The sequence below is a fragment of the Paractinoplanes rhizophilus genome (genome assembly GCF_042664765.1).
Lineage (GTDB): Bacteria > Actinomycetota > Actinomycetes > Mycobacteriales > Micromonosporaceae > Actinoplanes > Actinoplanes rhizophilus.
In genome coordinates this window covers 93,364-111,122 of sequence record NZ_JBHTBJ010000025.1, presented here as the reverse complement: position 1 = coordinate 111,122, position 17,759 = coordinate 93,364, and the positions used below count along the sequence as shown (strand labels likewise).

Annotated in this window: 12 protein-coding genes; 10 read left to right on the top strand and 2 right to left on the bottom strand. The window is 69.4% G+C overall.

Annotated elements, in window-relative coordinates:
* The coding region (locus tag ACFQS1_RS27695; RefSeq protein ID WP_378973834.1) for an RICIN domain-containing protein at window positions 1–907 on the bottom strand (907 nt) is incomplete at its 3' end.
* Window positions 908–1,372: 465 nt separating this feature from the next.
* On the bottom strand, window positions 1,373–2,011 hold the full coding sequence (locus ACFQS1_RS27690) for a LysE family translocator (RefSeq protein ID WP_378973826.1): 639 nt from the start codon (window positions 2,009–2,011) through the stop codon (window positions 1,373–1,375).
* 271 nt (window positions 2,012–2,282) lie between these two features.
* Here ACFQS1_RS27690 and ACFQS1_RS27685 point away from each other — a divergent pair, with 271 nt between their 5' ends.
* The 10 genes from ACFQS1_RS27685 (at window position 2,283) to ACFQS1_RS27640 (ending at window position 17,653) form a co-directional block, all read left to right on the top strand.
* A complete protein-coding gene (locus ACFQS1_RS27685; RefSeq protein ID WP_378973824.1) occupies window positions 2,283–3,131 on the top strand; it encodes a 3-hydroxyacyl-CoA dehydrogenase family protein in 849 nt (282 codons plus the stop codon).
* A gap of 22 nt (window positions 3,132–3,153) precedes the next feature.
* A complete protein-coding gene (locus tag ACFQS1_RS27680; protein WP_378973821.1) occupies window positions 3,154–3,408 on the top strand; it encodes an acyl carrier protein in 255 nt (84 codons plus the stop codon).
* A gap of 26 nt (window positions 3,409–3,434) precedes the next feature.
* Window positions 3,435–4,568, top strand: coding sequence for an acyl-CoA dehydrogenase family protein (locus ACFQS1_RS27675; RefSeq protein ID WP_378973819.1), 1,134 nt, complete (start codon window positions 3,435–3,437; stop codon window positions 4,566–4,568).
* Entirely contained in the window at window positions 4,565–5,629 is a 1,065-nt protein-coding gene (locus tag ACFQS1_RS27670; RefSeq protein WP_378973817.1) for an HAD-IIIC family phosphatase, read from the top strand. The genes ACFQS1_RS27675 and ACFQS1_RS27670 overlap by 4 nt, the downstream gene beginning before the upstream one ends.
* Window positions 5,626–7,503 (top strand): non-ribosomal peptide synthetase, encoded by a 1,878-nt coding sequence (locus ACFQS1_RS27665; RefSeq protein ID WP_378973815.1) that lies wholly within the window; start codon window positions 5,626–5,628, stop codon window positions 7,501–7,503. The genes ACFQS1_RS27670 and ACFQS1_RS27665 overlap by 4 nt, the downstream gene beginning before the upstream one ends.
* Window positions 7,496–12,955, top strand: coding sequence for a type I polyketide synthase (locus ACFQS1_RS27660; RefSeq protein WP_378973812.1), 5,460 nt, complete (start codon window positions 7,496–7,498; stop codon window positions 12,953–12,955). The genes ACFQS1_RS27665 and ACFQS1_RS27660 overlap by 8 nt, the downstream gene beginning before the upstream one ends.
* A gap of 59 nt (window positions 12,956–13,014) precedes the next feature.
* Entirely contained in the window at window positions 13,015–14,328 is a 1,314-nt protein-coding gene (locus ACFQS1_RS27655) for an Nramp family divalent metal transporter (RefSeq protein WP_378973810.1), read from the top strand.
* Between the two features lie 241 nt (window positions 14,329–14,569).
* A complete protein-coding gene (locus ACFQS1_RS27650) occupies window positions 14,570–15,874 on the top strand; it encodes an ammonium transporter (protein ID WP_378973807.1) in 1,305 nt (434 codons plus the stop codon).
* A gap of 219 nt (window positions 15,875–16,093) precedes the next feature.
* Window positions 16,094–16,846, top strand: a complete 753-nt coding sequence (locus ACFQS1_RS27645; RefSeq protein WP_378973805.1) for a GntR family transcriptional regulator — start codon at window positions 16,094–16,096, stop codon at window positions 16,844–16,846.
* 60 nt (window positions 16,847–16,906) lie between these two features.
* The gene (locus ACFQS1_RS27640) at window positions 16,907–17,653 is read left to right on the top strand and encodes a maleate cis-trans isomerase family protein (RefSeq protein ID WP_378973802.1); all 747 of its coding nucleotides are present in this window, start codon (window positions 16,907–16,909) and stop codon (window positions 17,651–17,653) included.
* Window positions 17,654–17,759 lie beyond the last annotated feature (106 nt).

The following is a 17,759-nucleotide window of genomic DNA, read 5'->3' as shown; positions in this document are numbered from 1 at the left end:
GGGCCTTCTTCGCCCAGCCGCCGCTGACCGACGCCGACGTGTACACGTAGGTGCGGTTGAACTCGGTGCAGCCCAGCCAGTAATAGGTGCTGTTGCTCGGCCGGTAGTTGAACGCCGACGCCCAGATACCTTTGACGTACGCGCGGCCGCCGCTGAGGTCGTAGGCGGCGGAGTCGAAGTCCAGCCGGGGCACCGAGTGCCCGGCGTACTCCCAGTTCACCAGATCGTAGGAACGCAGGATCGGCGCTCCCGGCGAGTAATGCATCGTCGACGCCGAGTAGTAGTAGACGTCGCCGACCCGGATGATGTCGCCGTCGGCGAAGTCCTGCCACACCACCGGATTGCTGAAGGTCGACGTCCCGCCGGTGGGCGGGGTGGTGGGTGTCGAGGTGCCGACCGGGACGAGTTGCCACTGCTGGTTGGTTCCGCCCCAGTCGTCGTACTGGACCACCGGGGCGCCGTCGGTGGTCGCGGCGTTCTGTACCTCGAGGGCCTTGTTGCTGTTGCGGTTGATCAGGCGGATGTACCCGCCGGCGGAGTCGGCCAGGCGCCATTGCTGGTTGGTGCCGTTTCCGTCGGTCCACTGCACGACGGCGGCGCCGTTGGCGGTCGAGAAGTTGTAGTCGTCGAGCACCTTGCCGGAGTGTTTCGCCCGGAGCCGGTAGTAGCCGTTGCCCGAGTCCACGAACTGGAACTGCTGGTTGGCTCCGCCCGAGCTGGTGTACTGCTGCACACATGCGCCGTCCGACGTGGACACGCCGCACACGTCGAGGGCTTTGCCGCTGTTCCGGTTGATCAGCGTGTACCAGGCGCCGGTGTCGACCGTCGCGGCCGAGGCCGACGACGCGGTCATCACCGCGAGCACCCCGGCGGCCAGCATGGTGGCTCCGGCCGCCAATATCGCCATCCATCGGCGCCGGACGTCAGTCGGGGGCGAGCCGCCGAGGTCTTCCACAGCCACTCCTTCGGTTGGGGTTGACCCGATCCCGCCCGGCGCCTGTGTCCTGATGGCCAGGAGCGGTAGTTAACGTTCACAGATCAGCTGGACGCATCGGGTGCTGGTGTCCGTGCATTCGTGGACGTCTACATTTCCAGACTGTTTCGGGTAAATCAAGAGAGGACTTCTGACCGAATAGGCGCAGGCTGGGGCGTAGCTAATGAGTATCTCTGACCATTCTGGAGAGCCCGGCATAACAGCTTTTCAGCCCGCTCTTCGGTGGCCCTGAATCAGTCGAACACCTCTCACGCGAGAGCCGCGATGTGAACGTGCACATACCTGCGCGTCCGCGGTCACGTCGCCGGCATGCCCGGCCGGACTCCAGCCGCGGCGACGCTCTGCGCAGCCGTCACCACACGATCCGCCGAAGCCGTACTAAGCCTCGACGGCAAGGGCGACCCCCACGCCCACCAGGACCCCACCGGCCACGCGCTCCATGACGTGCCTGACTCGCGGCCGCAGCACCCTGGTCGCCCGCTCGACCGCGAGGATGATGGCCCCGAACCAGAGCAGGTCGAGCGTGACGACGACAACGGCCATCAGCGCGCTCGCCGGCAGCACGGCGGTGCCCGGGGTGAGGAACTGCGGGAACAAGGCTATGAAGAACAGCGCCAGCTTCGGGTTCGACAGGCTGGTCGCCAGGCCAATCTGCCATCCCGCTCGTCCGGAGCGTCCGGAGCGTCCGGAGCGGGCGGGGCGGGCGGCCGGCTCGAGCAGGTCGTCGGCCTTCGCCCCGCCGAGCAGCAGCAGCGATCGCACGCCGAGGGCGACGAGGAAGATGGCGCCGCCGATGCGTAACACGGTGTGCGCCACCTCGGAGGCGATGATCAATGAGGAGATGCCGAGGGCCGACAGGAGCGCCCAGGTGAACAGTCCGATGCTGTTACCCACGACCGCGCTGAAGGCGGATCGGCGACCGTCGCGCACCGCTACCCGCATGATCGCGACTGTTCCTGGACCGGGCGTGATGGTCACGATGATGGCGACGAGCAGGAATTCCGGAACGGAGCGCATGGGGAGGACTCTAGCGCAGCGGGTGAGTGCGCAAATGGCGCGGCCGGCGGCGCCCGGCGCCTGGCACCTCGGTCTCATTGATCAATTCGGCCGGTGCCCGACGATCTCCGAACGGCCGCGAACCGGGCCGGGAGCCCCGTCCCGGATATTGGGCAGAGACCCTCACGTCCGTCAATGTCTCTGTTATGCTCGCCGCTGATCCGAAATTGCCTTTGACACACGTCTGAATGATCTGTCGCACCTGAAGCCTGACCTATGAAGGGAACGGCACGTGGGTCTTGTCGGAGTTGTGGGTGCCGGCGTTATGGGCATCGGCGTTGCCCAGGTTCTCGCCGAGCACGACCACGAGGTCATCGTGGTCGATCTCGATGATCGAGTGATCGAGCGGGCGCGACGGCAACTCGCGCAGAACGTTCGCTTACAACGCCTGTACGGCGGATCGGACGTGTCGGCCCAGCCGGATCAGGTCATGGGCGCCGTGCGCTTCTCCGCCGACTGCACCGAGCTTGGCAAGGCCGGGTACGTCATCGAGAACGTAACCGAGAAGTGGGACGTGAAAGAGCAGGTGTACCGGCAGTTGGACGACGTCTGCGGGGACGAGTGCATCCTCGCGGCGAACACCTCGGCGATCCCGATAACGCGCATCGCGGCGGTCACCCGGCGACCCGGGAAGGTCATCGGCATCCACTTCATGAATCCGGTCCCGGCGAAGGGCACCGTCGAGTTGATCCCGGGCTTCCACACGTCGGAGGAGACCGTACGGGAGACCCGCGAGCTGCTGGCTTCCATCGGCAAGGAGGCGATAAGCGTCGGCGACAGCCCGGGCTTCGTCTCCAATCGGGTCCTGATGTTGACCATCAACGAGGCGGCCTGCCTCGTTTACGAGAACGTCGCCGATGCCGCGACCGTGGACCGGGTGTTCGTGTCCTGTTTCGGTCATCCGATGGGCCCACTGGCCACGGCTGACCTGATCGGCGTGGACACGATTCTCTACAGTATCGAGGTCCTGTATGAGAATTTTGGCGACAGCAAGTACCGACCGTGTCCGTTGTTGCGAAGAATGGTTGATGCGGGCCTGCACGGGAGGAAGAGTGGTCAAGGTTTCTTCTCCTATGCCTAGCGCAACGGAAACGAGGTAAGTGGTGACGTCTGTCGATGGCGACATCCGAAACTTCATAGCGGCCAGATATCCCACGGCTGACATCGGCGACAACGACGACATCTTCGCGCTGGGCTATGTCAACTCGTTGTTCGCGATGGAGCTGGTGGTCTTCATCGAGCGCCACTTCGCCATCGCGATACCCAACGACGAGCTGAGGATCGACAATTTTCGGACGGTCAAGGCCATGACCGGCCTCGTCGAACGGCAGTTGCCGGCCGGCGGGGCGGGACGGTGAGCGGTGGACAAGGAACGGGTCCGATCGTGGTGACCCTCGACTCACTCGGCCACCGAGCCGGCGCTCGCGCGTTCGTCGATGCCGAGCTGACGCCGTACGCGGCCGAGTTCGACGCGGAGCAGCGGACTCCGCCTCGCACGCTTGAGCGGCTCGCGCAGTCCGGTGTCTTGGGTGCCGTCGTGCCGACGACCTCGGGCGGCCTCGGCTGCGACCTGCGGGCGATGTCGGTGTTGCACGAGGAGGTCGGTCGGGCCTGCTCGTCGGTTCGGAGCCTGTTGACCGTGCACAGCATGGTCAGCTGGTCGGTCCTGCGGTGGGCCGAACCGGACGTGCGGGACCGGTGGCTCGGTCTGCTGGGCCGGGGCGAGATACTGGCCTCCTTCTGCCTCACCGAGCCGATGGCAGGCAGCGACGCGGCGTCGGTCGCCGCGACGGCCACCCGTCGCGACGACGGCTGGGTTCTGCACGGCCAGAAGAGGTGGGTCACCGGCGGCCAGGTCGCCGGTCTGTTCCTGGTCATATGCCGTACCGACCGTGGGGTGTCGGCGTTCCTCGTGCCCCGCGACGTGCCCGGGCTGTGCGTCACTCCGGTCACCGGCCTGTTGGGCACCCGGGCGAGCATGGTCGCCCAGGTCGACCTCGACGGGTGTGCCCTGCCGGCCGACGCGTTGGTCGGGCCGGACGGCTTCGCGCTGCCCACCGTCATCGCCGGTGCGCTGGACATCGGTCGGCTGAGCGTCGCGTCCGGTTGCGTGGGCCTTCTGCAGGCCTGTCTCGACGCGTCGCTGGATCACTCCGCCCGACGCCGGCCGGACGGCGTCGCGCTGAGCGATCACCAGCTCGTCCGGCGCAAGATAGCCGACATGGCGACCGAGACGGTCGCGGCCCGCCTGCTGTGCGAGCGGGCGGCAACGCTGAAGGACGCCGGCGATCCCGAGGGCACCACGGCGGTCTTCATGGCCAAATATTTCGCCTCCACCGCCGCGATGCGGGCAGCCACCGAAGCCGTGCAGATCCACGGCGCGAGTGGGTGCTCCGACGGCAGCGACGTGGCCCGATATTTCCGGGACGCCAAGGTCATGGAGATCATCGAGGGTAGCTCGGAGATCCAGCAGCTGGTGATCGCCGCTGCCGCCTACCGGGGACGGAGCTCGTCGTGACCGGCGACCAGGAAGGCCCGTCGCCCGAGCGCGGGCGGATCAAGTGCGTGGTGTGGGACCTGGACGACACGCTGTGGCGCGGTGTCCTGCTCGAAGACCCCAAGGTGGTGGTCGACGAGCGGGTTCTGCAGACCCTGCACACCCTCGACGAGCGCGGCATCCTCAACTCCGTCGCCAGCCGCAACGACCACGACACCGCCATGAGCCGGATCGCGGACGCCGGATTGGGGACGCAGTTCCTCTACCCCCAGATCAGCTGGGGGCCCAAGTCGGAGTCGGTGGCACAGGTAGCGCGTTCTCTGAACCTCGGGCTCGACAGTCTCGCGTTCGTCGACGACCAGCCGTTCGAGCTGGCCGAGGTGGCCTTCGCCCATCCCGAGGTGCTCACCATCCCGGTCCAGGACGTTCACGCCGCGGTCGCCACCCGGCCGGAGTTCCTACCACGGTTCATCACCGATGAGTCCCGTCGGCGCCGACAGCTCTACCTGGCGGATGCGGCACGCAAGGCCGAGGAGGCGGAGTTCGTCGGCACCAGCGAGGAGTTCCTCGCCACCCTGAACATGAGCTTCCGGATCTGGCCGGCCCGGGGCGAGGACGTGCGCCGTGCCGAGGACTTGACGGTCCGCACCCACCAACTGAACTCGACGGGGCGGACGTACTCCTATGAGGAGCTGCAGGAGCTGCGCGCGCGAGACGATCACATGCTGCTGATGTCGTCATTGGACGACCGCTTCGGCAGTTACGGGACGATAGGCCTTGCACTGGTCGAATGCCAACCGCGCGAGTGGCGCCTGCGGCTGCTTCTGATGTCGTGCCGGGTCGTGTCGCGGGGTGTCGGCACGGTGATGCTCAACCACGTCATCCGCCTGGCGCACCGCGCGGGCGCGACCTTGTACGGCGAGTTCGTCGACAACGGGCGTAACCGCATGATGTACGTGACATACAAGTTCCTGGGGTTCGAGGAAGTGTCCCGCAACGGGGATCACGCCGTGCTCGCCCTGCCGGCGCGGTATGCCGCCCCCCGCACCGATCCGCCGTACCTGCGCTTGGAGTTGTCATGACGGCGTCGGAGACGATCGCCGACCTTCTCGGCCGCCAAGCGGGCAGCCGGCCGCGCCGACCGGCGCTGACCGCTCCCGGCCGGGCGTCCGTGACCTACGGCGAGTTGGAGCGGACCGTCGCGGCAGCCAGGCTCGCCTGGGCCGGGCTCGGGTTCACCCGCACCGATCGGATGGCGGTGGCGCTGCCGAACGGGATGGACCTCGCGGTGACCCTGCTCTCGGTCATGGGCGTCGCCACCGCGGTACCCGTCGATCTTGACGGCCCACCGGCCGAGCTCGTGCGCCACCTGCGGGGATCGCGTGCGACCGCGCTGGTGGTCAGGGATACGGCGGGAAACGCCGCGGCCCGAGCGGCCGAAACCCTGGGACTTCCGGTGATCGAGGTACTACCGACGGGTCCCGCGCCGCGCGCCGGACTGCAAGGAGGGAATCCCCGGGAACACGCGCACGAGCCGCCGCGGGCCGCCGATGCAGCGCTGCTGCTGCGCACCTCCGGCACCACGGGCGAGCCGAAGTTCGTCGCCATCTCGCACGCCCGGCTGTGCTTGTCCGCGCGGAACATCGCGTCGGGGCTGGAGCTCACCGAGGACGACCGCTGCCTGAACGTCATGCCGCTGTCGCACGCGCATGGCCTGCTCACGCCGCTACTCGCGACGCTCAGCGCGGGCGGACAGGTCGACTGTCTGCCCGGGTTCGACGCGGACGGGTTCTTCGCGGCCATGTCCCGCTGCAAGCCCACCTGGTACTCGGCCGTCCCGACCATCCATCAGGAGATCCTCGCCCGGGCCGGCGGACAACGGGAGGTGATCGGGGCGACCACTCTGCGCTTCGTACGGTCGGCCTCCGCCCCACTTCCCGCGCACGTCCGCGACAGGTTGGCGGAGACGTTCCGGGCGCCGGTCATCGAATCGTACGGAATGACCGAGACGACCTCCGTGGTGGCGAGCAACCCGTTGCCGCCGAGGGCGCGCAAACCCGGATCGGTCGGGCTTCCAGCCGGCTGCGAAGTCGCTGTCCTGGACGGCAACGGCCATCCGGCACCGGTCGGACAGGTGGGAGAGATCGTCGTACGCGGCCCCGCCGTCGCCGACGGGTACGACCATGACCGCGAGGCAACCGCGACGGCGTTCGTGGACGGGTGGTTCCACACGGGCGACCTCGGCCGGTTCGACGAGGACGGTTACCTGTACCTGGCGGGTCGCACGAAGGAGACCATCAACCGCGGCGGGCTCACGGTGTCCCCGTTCGAGATCGAGCAGGTTCTCCAGTCCCATCCGGCCGTCGCCCAGGCGGTCGTGTTCCCGCTGCCGCATCCCACCCTCGGCGAGGACATCGGCGTAGCCGTCGTACCTGCCGAGGATGCCCAGCCGACCGAGCGGGAGATCCGCGCCTACGCCGCGCAACACCTCTCGCCGGCGTTGATCCCCAGCCGGGTCGTCCTGGTCGGCCAGATCCCGCACGGCGCGCACGGCAAAGTTCAGCGGCGGGAGTTGCATACGCGGCTGCCGCTGCCGCCGGTGGGGTTCGCCCCGCCGAGAACGCAAGTGCAGCGGACCCTTGTGGCGATCTGGCAGGACCTCCTGGGCCGGGAACGGATCGGCGTGCACGACAACTTCTTCGACCTCGGCGGTGACTCGTTGCGGGCCGTGCCGTTGGCCGAAGCCATCACCAGGCACACCGGGGTGCCCGTCAACGTCGTCGACATCTTCGCCTTCCCTACCGTGGCGTCGCAGGCGGAGCTTGTCGACACCGGACGGACGCACACCCCGGCCCCGGACGGTGCGGCGGGATCGGCGGATCCGGACGGCGCGGCGGTACGAGCCGGGCTGGCACGGCTGGCGCGGCGCCGGGGGAGGGGAGGCGGCAATGGCTGAGCGGACCGGCTTCGAGATTGCGATCGTCGGCATGGCATGCCGCTTTCCCGGAGCCCCCGACCTGGACGCCTATTGGCGGCTCCTGCGCGACGGAACGGAGTCGATCACCTTCTTCACCGACGCGGAGCTGCGCGCGGCCGGGGTGAACCGGGACCTGCTTCGCCGGGCCGACTACGTGAAGGCACGCGGGATGCTGCCCGACGCGGAGAGCTTCGACGCGGCGTTCTTCGATATCCCGCCCACCGAGGCCGCCGCCATGGATCCGCAGCACCGGGTGTTCCTGGAGCTGGCCTGGACGGCGCTGGAGCACAGCGGACACACCCCGGAGAACTTCGACGGCGCAGTGGGCGTGTATGCGGGCACCCACGAGAGCACGTACGGGGCCCGGCTGCGCTCCGGCTCGGCGGCGTCGGGAAAGCTCGGTCCGTTCGCCACGAAACTCGGGATCGAGAAGGACTACGTCGCAACCCGCGCCTCGTACAAGCTCGGGCTAGGCGGTCCGTCGTTATCGGTGCAGACCGCCTGCTCAACCTCCCTGGTCGCCACCCACGTCGCGGTGCAGGGACTGCTGGCCGGCGAATGCGACCTTGCGCTGGCGGGCGGCGTCACGGTGCATGCCGCGCAACGATCGGGTTACTTGTACGAGCCGGGTGGCATCTTCTCACCGGACGGGCACTGCCGGCCCTTCGACGCGGCCGCGGCGGGCGCGGTCGGCAGCAGCGGTGGCGGTGTGGTCGCGCTGCGCCGGCTCGACGACGCTCTGGCCTCCGGCGACACGATCCACGCGGTGATTCTCGGAACGGGAGTCACCAACGACGGGGCCCGCCGCGTCGGATACACCGCCCCCGGCGTCTGGGGCCAGGTGCGGGCGATCCGAGCCGCCCTGCTGGCGGCTGGGATTCCGGCGGAGACGATCACCTACGTCGAGGCGCACGGCAGCGGGACCCGCCTCGGCGACCCGATCGAGGTGTCCGCGCTCACCGACGCGTTCCGGATGACAACCGACGCCACCGGCTTCTGCGCCCTGGGTTCGGTCAAGGGCAACATCGGACATACCCATGTGGCCGCCGGTGCCGCCGGCCTGATCAAGACCGTGCTGGCCCTGCGGCACCGCCAGATTCCCGCGAGCCTGCACTTCACGCAGGCCAACCCGCGGATCGACTTCGCCTCGTCCCCGTTCCGGGTCAACACCCGGCTCACGGAGTGGTCGGCGCCGGCGCCGCTGCGGGCCGGCGTCAGCTCCTTCGGACTGGGCGGCACCAACGCACACGTCGTACTGGAGGAGGCCCCGCCGCCGGCACCAGCCGTGTCGGCGCCCCGGTGGGAGGTCATCACGCTGTCGGCCCGCAGCCTCCAAGCCCGGACGGAGCAGGAGAACGAGCTCGGCGGCCTTCTCGGCGCGCCGGCCGGGTCGGTGCCCCTGGCGGACGTCGCACACACCCTCCAGGACGGCCGCCGGGCGTTCGAGTACCGCACGGCCGTGGTCGGCCGCGCCCGCAACGAGGCGGCGGAGGCGCTGGTCGGCCGGGCGCCGGGCCGGATGCGCCGGGACCAGCCGGCCCGGCCGGACCGGGATCTGGCGCTCCTGCTGCCCGGCGTCGGCGATCTGAGCGCGGGCATGGGACGGGAGCTCTACGCCGAGCAGCCGGTCTTCCGGGAGCACTTCGACGCCTGCGCCGAGCTGCTGCGGCCGCTGATCGGCATCGACCTGCGCAAGGAACTGATGGGAGCCGCGGCCGAGCCGGCCGGCCTCGACCTGGCGGCGCTGCTGGGCCGCCGCGCCGCGGAACCCGTCGAAGACCCGTTGACCCGGACCCTCACCGCCCAGCCGGCCACGTTCGCCTTCGAATATGCGCTCGCCCGAATGTGGTTCGCGTGGGGTGTCGAGCCCAGCGCCATGCTCGGCTACAGCATCGGTGAGATCACCGCCGCCTGCCTGGCCGGCGTCTTCCGGCTGGAAGACGCCCTGGCGATGGTCACCGAACGGGCCCGGCTGATCGAGCGAACCCCGGCCGGGAGAATGCTGGCAGTGCCGTTGCCCGCCGGGTTGGTCGAGCAACGAATGGACGGCGAAGTCTGGCTCGCGGTCGACGAGGGGCCCTCCTTGTGCGTCGTCTCGGGTGCGGCGGACGCGGTCGGGGCGCTCGCGCGCCGCCTGCACGGCGAGGGGGTGCCCACCCGGCCGCTGCGCACCAGGCACGCATTCCACTCCCCGCTTCTGGACGGGATAGCCGAGGAGCTGCGGTCGCTGGTGGCCGGCATCGCCCGGTCGCGCCCGCGGGTGCCGTTCCTGTCCAATGTGAGCGGCGACTGGATCACCGACGACGAGGCGCTGGACGAGGACTACTGGAGCCGGCAGATGTGCTGGCCAGTGCGGTTCCGGCAGGGCCTCGACCGGCTCTGGCAGGCACCGGGCCGCGTGCTGCTCGAAGTCGGGCCTGGGCAGGCGCTGACCAGCGCGGCATTGCAGGCCCTGGCGGACGGCGGTGGAGATCGGTTCGCGGTCGCGTCGATGGCGGCGTACGGCGCACAGCCCGAGATGGCCACCGTGCTGACCGCGGCGGCCAAGCTGTGGCTGGCCGGAGTGCCGATCGCCTGGTCCGCGGTCCGCGGTGGCCGGTCGGCGCGTCGCGTCCCGCTACCCACATATCCCTTCCAACGCCGGCGGCACTGGGTCGAGGAGCAGCCCGCGGCCGTCCCGCTCGACGTCACGAGCCGTTCCGATCCCTCCACCTGGTTCTCCGTGCCGAGCTGGGTGACGGCCGTACCGCCGCCGAAGACCAGGCCTCCGGCCGGCGCGACCTGGCTGGTCGTTCTGGACAACCGAGGCGTCGGCAGGGCACTGGCCGGCCGACTCACGGACCTCGGCCAGGATGTGGTTGCCATCCACGCGCGGCAGGATCCGGCTGCCGTCCTCGCCGATCTGGCAGATTCCGGCCGGCTGCCGGACACCGTCGTGCACCTGAACACGCTGCCCACCTCCGACGCCGCCGTGGAGCTCGGCGATACCGGCGCGTTCCTGGAGCGCGGCTTCTTCCACCTGCTCCGGCTCGCGCGGTGCCTGGCCGAGCACGCCGCCGTGCGCCCGCTGCACCTCGCGGTCGTGACCGCCGGCGCGTTCGCGGTCACCGGGACCGAGAACGTCATCCCGGCCAACGCGACTGTCCTCGGACCGTGCCGCGTGCTGCCCCAGGAGCATCCGCAATGGACGACACGCTGCATCGACCTGGGCGCCGGGGAAGACGATCCGGAGGAGACGGCGGACATCCTCGTCCGCGAGCTGATCGGCGCGCCGGGTCCGCAGGTGGTGGCGTACCGGGGGCGTCGCCGCTGGCTACCGGAACTGCGGCCCGTGCGACTGGACCCGCCCGGCGACCGGATCGCGGGGCTGCGGCCCCAGGGTCATTACCTGATCCTCGGCGGATTCGGCGGCATCGGAACGACGCTGGCCGGCTTCCTGGCGGATCGGGTGGGTGCGCGCCTCGTACTCGTCGGTCGGACCCCGCTTCCGCCCGCCGCCGACTGGGATGACTGGCTCGTCGCGCACGACGCGGAGGACCGGGTGAGCCGACGGATCCGGGTGATCCGCGACCTCGAGGCCCGCGGCGGGCAGGTGCTGCCGGTATGCGCGGACATGACGAGCCTGCCCCGGCTGCGCGCCGCTCTCGAGCAAGCCGAAGAGCGGTTCGGTCCGGTGGACGGAGTGATCCACGCCGCGGGCATCCTCGCCGAGGGCTTGGCGCAGCTCAAGGACTCGGCCTCGGCCGCCGACACGCTGGCCACCAAGGTCGAGGGCACCGTGATGCTCGACACGCTGCTGCGCGACCGACGGGTCGATTTTGTCGTGTTGTGTTCCTCGACCGTTGGCGTCTTCGGTGGAATGGGTCAGCTCGACTACTGCGCGGCCAACGCCTTCCTCGACGCCTACGCGCAGCGCCGCGGACCGCAGGACGACAGGCTCACGGTCTCGGTCGACTGGGACAGCTGGCAGCACGTCGGCATGGTGGCCGATGCGTCGGCGCTGGCCGAGACGCTCACCGACGCGAGGTACCCGCTGGAGCGGGTTGCCGGCCATCCGCTGCTCGACGCCCGCCAGATCGGCGCCGGTGGGCGGACGGTCTACCGCGCCGAGCTCACACCGGAGCGGCATTGGCTTTTGGGCGAGCATCGGATGCACGGCCATCCGGTGGTAGCCGGCACCGTCTACTTGGAGATGGTGATCGGCGCGTTGCGCGACCTCGGGTACCGCTGGCCGATCGAGTTGCGAGACATCACCTTTTTGGCGCCGTGTGTCATCCCCCCGGGCTCCCAGCGGCGGCTTTACCTGATTCTGGAACCCGACGGTGACGGGCACCGATTGAGCCTCGTCAGCCGGAGCCCTCGCCCGGGCACCGCCACCTGGATCCAGCACGTCACCGGGCACGCCCGTGTTGCCGGCGACCACCGGCCGTCGACGCCACCTCGCGCCGACGGCGGGGCGCCCGTCGCCGTGCCGGGCCACACCGGCCCGATGACGCTGGGGCCTCGCGCACAGTGTCTCGGCGAGGTCCGGGCCGGCGGTGAGTGGATGGCCGCGCAGATCCAGCTACCGTCGTCCTACGGCGCGGACCTCGATCAGCTGTATGTCCACCCCACCCTGCTGGACATCGCGACCGGTTTCGCGAACATGTACCTCAGCCCAGTGTTCCGGATGCCGTTGGCGTACGCCCGCATCACCGTTGCCGGTCCGTTGCCGGCCGCCTTCACCAGCTACATCCGAGCGCGGGACGACTCGGCGCAAGCGGACCTCGCGACGTACGACCTGATCCTCGCCGGTGATGACGGCGCCGTGCTCATGGAGATCGACGGCTTGACCATGAAGCGGCCCGCCGGCCTCGCCGCCAGGCTCGCGTCCCTCGCCGACGGCACCGCGACGGACGCCGCCACTTACACACCGGACCGGGGCGACGACCGGCTCCGGCCCCCGGCGGCCCTGATCGGCACGTCGCGGCAGGGACTTACCCCCGAACAGGGGTGTGCCGCTTTCGCCCGGATCCTGCATCGCGGCCTCGCCCCGCAGGTGATCGTGGCCCCTCGACCGATCGAGGCGGTGACCGCCGAGCTCGGCCGCTCGATGGGCGACCTGCCCGCGGGCGCGGCGCTGGGAGAGGCGGCCGACGGTCCGCGGGACACCGAGCCGCATCCGCGGCCGACGTTGACGAACGAGTACGCGGCGCCGCGCGACGACTTGGAGGAGCAACTTGCCCGGCAGTGGCAGGACCTGCTCGGCGTCGCCCGGGTCGGGGTGCACGACAACTTCGCCGAGCTGGGGGGCCATTCCCTGTTCGCGGTGCGACTCGCGGGCCTGATCCGGGAGACCCACCAGGTCGACCTTCCTTTGCCGGAGGTGCTTGCGGCCGCCACGGTGGCACAACTTGCGCAACGAATTATGAAAGCGAAATGCGGCCGATGACGTAGGAGCGGACGAGCGGGCGACCGCCGTCGCGCCACGTCGTACCGGGGAGGTTGGCAATGTTCGGAAGGCTTCGCGACGCGGTCCGGTTGAGCGGCCCCGGTCTGGTGTGGGCGGCTGCGGCCATCGGCTCCGGGGAGGTGGTCATCGGGACGAAGGTCGGCGCCGAGCACGGGTACTCGTTCCTGTGGGCACTGTGGTTGGGCCTGCTCCTCAAGTGGGCGATCCATCGCGGTGTACTCGATCTGACGGTGCGTTCCGGCAGGTCGGTGGTGGACCTCTGGCACGATCTCCGGCTGGGCCGCCTGATCAGTTGTTACTGGTTGGTGTTCTTTCTGCTGACCATAACCGGGCTGTCCGGGCTGCTCGGACTGACCGCCGCCAGCCTCCATGAGGCGTTCTCCGTCATCGGCACGTCGGTGTGGGCGGTCATCGTGGCGGCCGCGGTGGCGGCGTTCATCTATTTCCAGCGGTACCAGGGCTTCGAAAAGATCATGCTGATCATGTGTCTGCTGCTGGTGATCGGAGTCATCGGCAGCGTGATACTGGCGCGGCCCGCGCCCCTCGACCTGGTGCGTGACTCGTCGCTGCCGACATCCGTCTCGGCCGGACTGCTGCTGCTGTCACTGATGGGGTGGGGAGCGGGTTCCGGACCCGACCTGATCCTTCCGTACAGCACCTGGGTGCTGGAGAAGGGCCGCACCGATTGGGAGGAGCATCTGCCGACCACCGCGCCGGCAACCTCGACGAGCACCACGATGCTCGAGCGAACCCGGCAGGCTCCGCGGATCCTCCGGATCGGTCGCATCGATCTGGCGAGCGGCTACGTCGTCACCGGTTTCGTGGCGAGCGGCTTCATGATCGCCGGCGGCGCGCTGCTGGCGCCGCGGCACCTGACGCTCACCAACGCCGACGTGATCCCCACGCTGTCGACGATCCTCACCGGATCGTACGGTCAATGGGCATTCGTCATCTTCATCACCGGGGCGATCGCGGCGTTCCTCAGCACGTTCGCCGGCGTCCTGGACGGCACCTATGTGACCGGGCACCGCCTGGTCTCCAGGTTGCGGGGGGTCGAGGCCGAGGTGGTCGCGGACCGCGGACGGACCCTCCCCCGCGCGCTGTCGCTCGCGGTACTCTCCCTGATCCCGCTGTTGCTGTTGTTGGCGGTGGAGCAACCGGTCACGCTGGTCATCATCTCCGGCTTGGTCTCGGCCGTCTCCATGCCGGTGCTGGGAACGCTGGTGCTCTACAGCCTCATCCGGTCCACCGCCGAGGAACACCAGCCGTCGCGGGTCTACCTCGGCGCCATCGCCGTTGCGACGTTCCTGTACCTGGTCCTCATGGTGATCAGCATCGTCCAATTGTGGTAGGTACAGCCGACCCGATGCGCAGCCGGCACTCGACGTGACCGACCCGCTCACCCATGGACGGGTCTCCGGCTTCAACCGCCTTCGCCGCCGGCCTCGCCGTGACATGTCGGAGGCGTACCGCAATCGTGTCGGGCGTAACAACCCCGAAATCTGCGGGCCGCACAGGTGAAATCAACGGCCGTGAGGCTCTGTGGGCGGCAGCGTGGCCGGACAGTCCACTTGTTCGAGCCGTGGAGGCCGCATGCCCGCGTCGATCGACTCCGGAGACACCGCCTGGCTGCTGATCAGCGCTGCGCTCGTGCTGCTGATGGTGCCCGGCCTGGCCCTCTTCTACGGCGGCATGGTGCGCGTTATGAGCAGCCTGAACATGCTGATGATGAGCTTCGTCTGCCTGGCCGTGGTCACCGTGGTGTGGATCGCCTACGGATACTCGCTCGCGTTCGGCCCGGACGCCGGCGCCGGCTTGATCGGCGGCCTGCACTACGCCGGCATGGGCAACATCGTCCCGGGGTCGGCGTCCGGCTCTACGCCGACGTTCGTGTTCGCGGGATTCCAGCTGATGTTCGCGATCATCACGGCCGCACTGCTGAGCGGCGCGATCGCCGATCGGGCCCGGTTCGGCACCTGGATCGTGTTCGTGGCCGCCTGGGTCACCCTGGTCTACGCGCCGGTCGCCCACTGGGTGTTCACGCCGGACGGATGGATCGCGGCGCACCTGCGCATCCTCGACCTCGCCGGCGGCACGGTCGTCGAGATCAACTCCGGTGCGTCCGGTCTGGCCCTGGCGCTCGTGCTCGGCCCGCGGCTCGGCTTCCGGTCCGAGCCGATGCGTCCGCACAACATGCCGCTGGTGGTGCTGGGCGCCGGCCTGCTGTGGTTCGGCTGGTTCGGCTTCAACGCCGGTTCGGCGCTGGCCGCCAACGCGTCCGCCGGGATCGCGTTCTTCAACACCCAGGCGGCGGCCGCGGCCGGCGTCGCCGGCTGGCTGGTGGTCGAGCGCCTGCGCGACGGCAAGGCCACCACACTCGGGGCTGCCTCGGGCGCGGTGGCCGGCTTGGTCGGCATCACCCCGTCGTGCGGGTCGGTGAACCCGATGGGGGCGCTCGCGATCGGCGCCATTGCCGGCGTGGCGTGCGGCTACGCGGTGACGCTCAAACAGAAGCTCGGGTACGACGACTCGCTCGACGTGGCCGGCGTACACGGCGTAGGCGGCCTGTGCGGCACCGTGCTGATCGGCCTGCTGGCCACCGCCACCGTCACCGGCGGCCCGCGCGGGCTGCTGTTCGGGGGCGGCCCGTCGCTGCTCGGACGCCAGGCCCTCGCGGCGGTGACGGTGGCCATGTTCTCGTTCACGGTGACCTGGCTGCTCGCCACCCTGCTCCAGAAGACCATCGGCTTCCGTGCGGCGCCTGCCGACGAGCGCGGCGGTCTCGACCTCGTCGTGCACGGCGAGACCGCGTACGACCTCGGGCCATCGACGTCCGGCGGAGGGGTGCACTTCGGGGCGCCCGCTACCAGCCCGCAGCGAACCCCGGTTCAGGGCTGAGGCGCTTTGACCGCACGGAACGAGATGTCGGCGAGGATCTCCTCGCCGTCGTCGGTGGTAACCGGCGACCAAAGCCGGCGAGCGGACACCCGTCTTGGCCCGCCTGGTTCGGTTCGTGAGTTCCGGGCGCACCCGGCTGATCCACCACCATGCGCGGGACGGGACCGAAATTGCTAGTGTCTGCGGAGTCTCCCCGTAGACACGTTGGCATAAAATTGTATGCGATCCGCGGTTCAGCGGGTCCGGAAGCTGGAGGACCGGATGTCGACCGCCTCGCATCGCGCCTACGAGGAGATCCGCCGGCGGATCTCCTCGGGTGAGTACCACGCGGGGCTCCGCCTGCGTGAGGAGGAGCTGAGCAGCGCCATCGGGGTCAGCCGGACCCCGATCCGCGAGGCGTTGCGCCGGCTGGACGCCGAAGGCGTCGTGGTGAACGTGCCGAACCGCGGAGCCCACGTGGCCTCCTGGTCCGACTCCGAGCTCACCGACATCTTCGAGATGCGGGCGCTGCTGGAATGCTATGCGGCCAAGCGGGCGTCGACCCGGATGCCGGCGACCTCCATCGACGAGATGGCCACCTTGGCGAACTCGATGGACGAGTGCCTCGAATCGCTGCCGGCCGACGAGACGTACGCCCGGATAGCCGAGCTGAACAACCAGTTTCACCAGCTCATCATGGTTGCCGCCGGCAGCCCGCTGCTGCGTACGCTGACCACGGCGACAGTCCAGGTGCCCCTGGTGCACCGCACCTTCCAGCGCTATTCGCGGCGAGGCCTGGAGCGCAGCTTCGCACATCACCGGGAGCTGATCGAGGCGTTCCGGGTCAAGGACGGCGTCTGGGCCGAGTCGGTCATGCGCTCACATATCCTTGCGGCCCGGCACATCTTCGACGCTGCTCTGGTCGAAACGGCCGGTAGCGACGCGCCGGATTCTGTATACACTTCGCTGGACTATGCGCACGGCATGCCCTGAGCATCGCTGTCCGCGCGCACCGGGGCGGATCGGCCGCCATGGATTCCAGTGGGGGCGCGTATGCCCGACATCACCGGGTACCGAGCCAAGATGGCGGTGATCGTGCCGTCCACCAACACGGTGGTCGAGCACGACATGAATGTGATGCGCCCGCCGGGGGTGACCTTCCATGCCGGCCGGATGTATATCGAGCAGCCGCAGATCGCCGACGACGAGCAGTTCGAGGCTCTGCTCGTCCAGATCCGCGCCTCCCTCACGGTGGCGATCCGCGATGTGCTGACCTGCGCGCCGGACCGCCTGGTGATGGGGATGTCGGCGGAGACCTTCTGGGGCGGTGTCGAGGGCAATCGCGCCTTCGAGCAGCGGGTCACCGGGATGTCCGGCGGTCTGGGCGTGTCCACCGGCGCCACCTCCTGCCGGGACGGCCTCACCGCATTGGGTGCGCGCCGGATCGCGGTGTTGTCGCCCTATCAGCCGATCGCCGACGTCAACGTGACCCGGTTCTTCACCGAAGCCGGGTTCGACGTGGTGGGGTTCGCCGGGTTGCGGTGCCCGACGGCGCTGGACATCGCCGCGGTGCCGCCGGACCGGCTGATCCGGGTGTTACGCGACCTGGACGGGCCGGACGTCGACGCGATCGTGCAGGTGGGAACCAACATGTCGATGGTGGCGCTGGCCGACGAGGCCGAGCGCTGGCTGGGCAAGCCGGTGCTGGCGATCAACGCGACCACGCTTTGGCACGCGCTGCGGTCCCACGGCGTCACCGACCGCGTCCACGGCGCGGGGTCGCTGCTCCGCGAGTGCTGATCGCGTTCTGCTTAATGTATGCAGAATGATTGGCGGCGAAGCCCCGCGCAGGTCCTTCGCAGGCACTTTGCCGGGAAGATTGCTATCGGTGGCTCAGATTGCATAC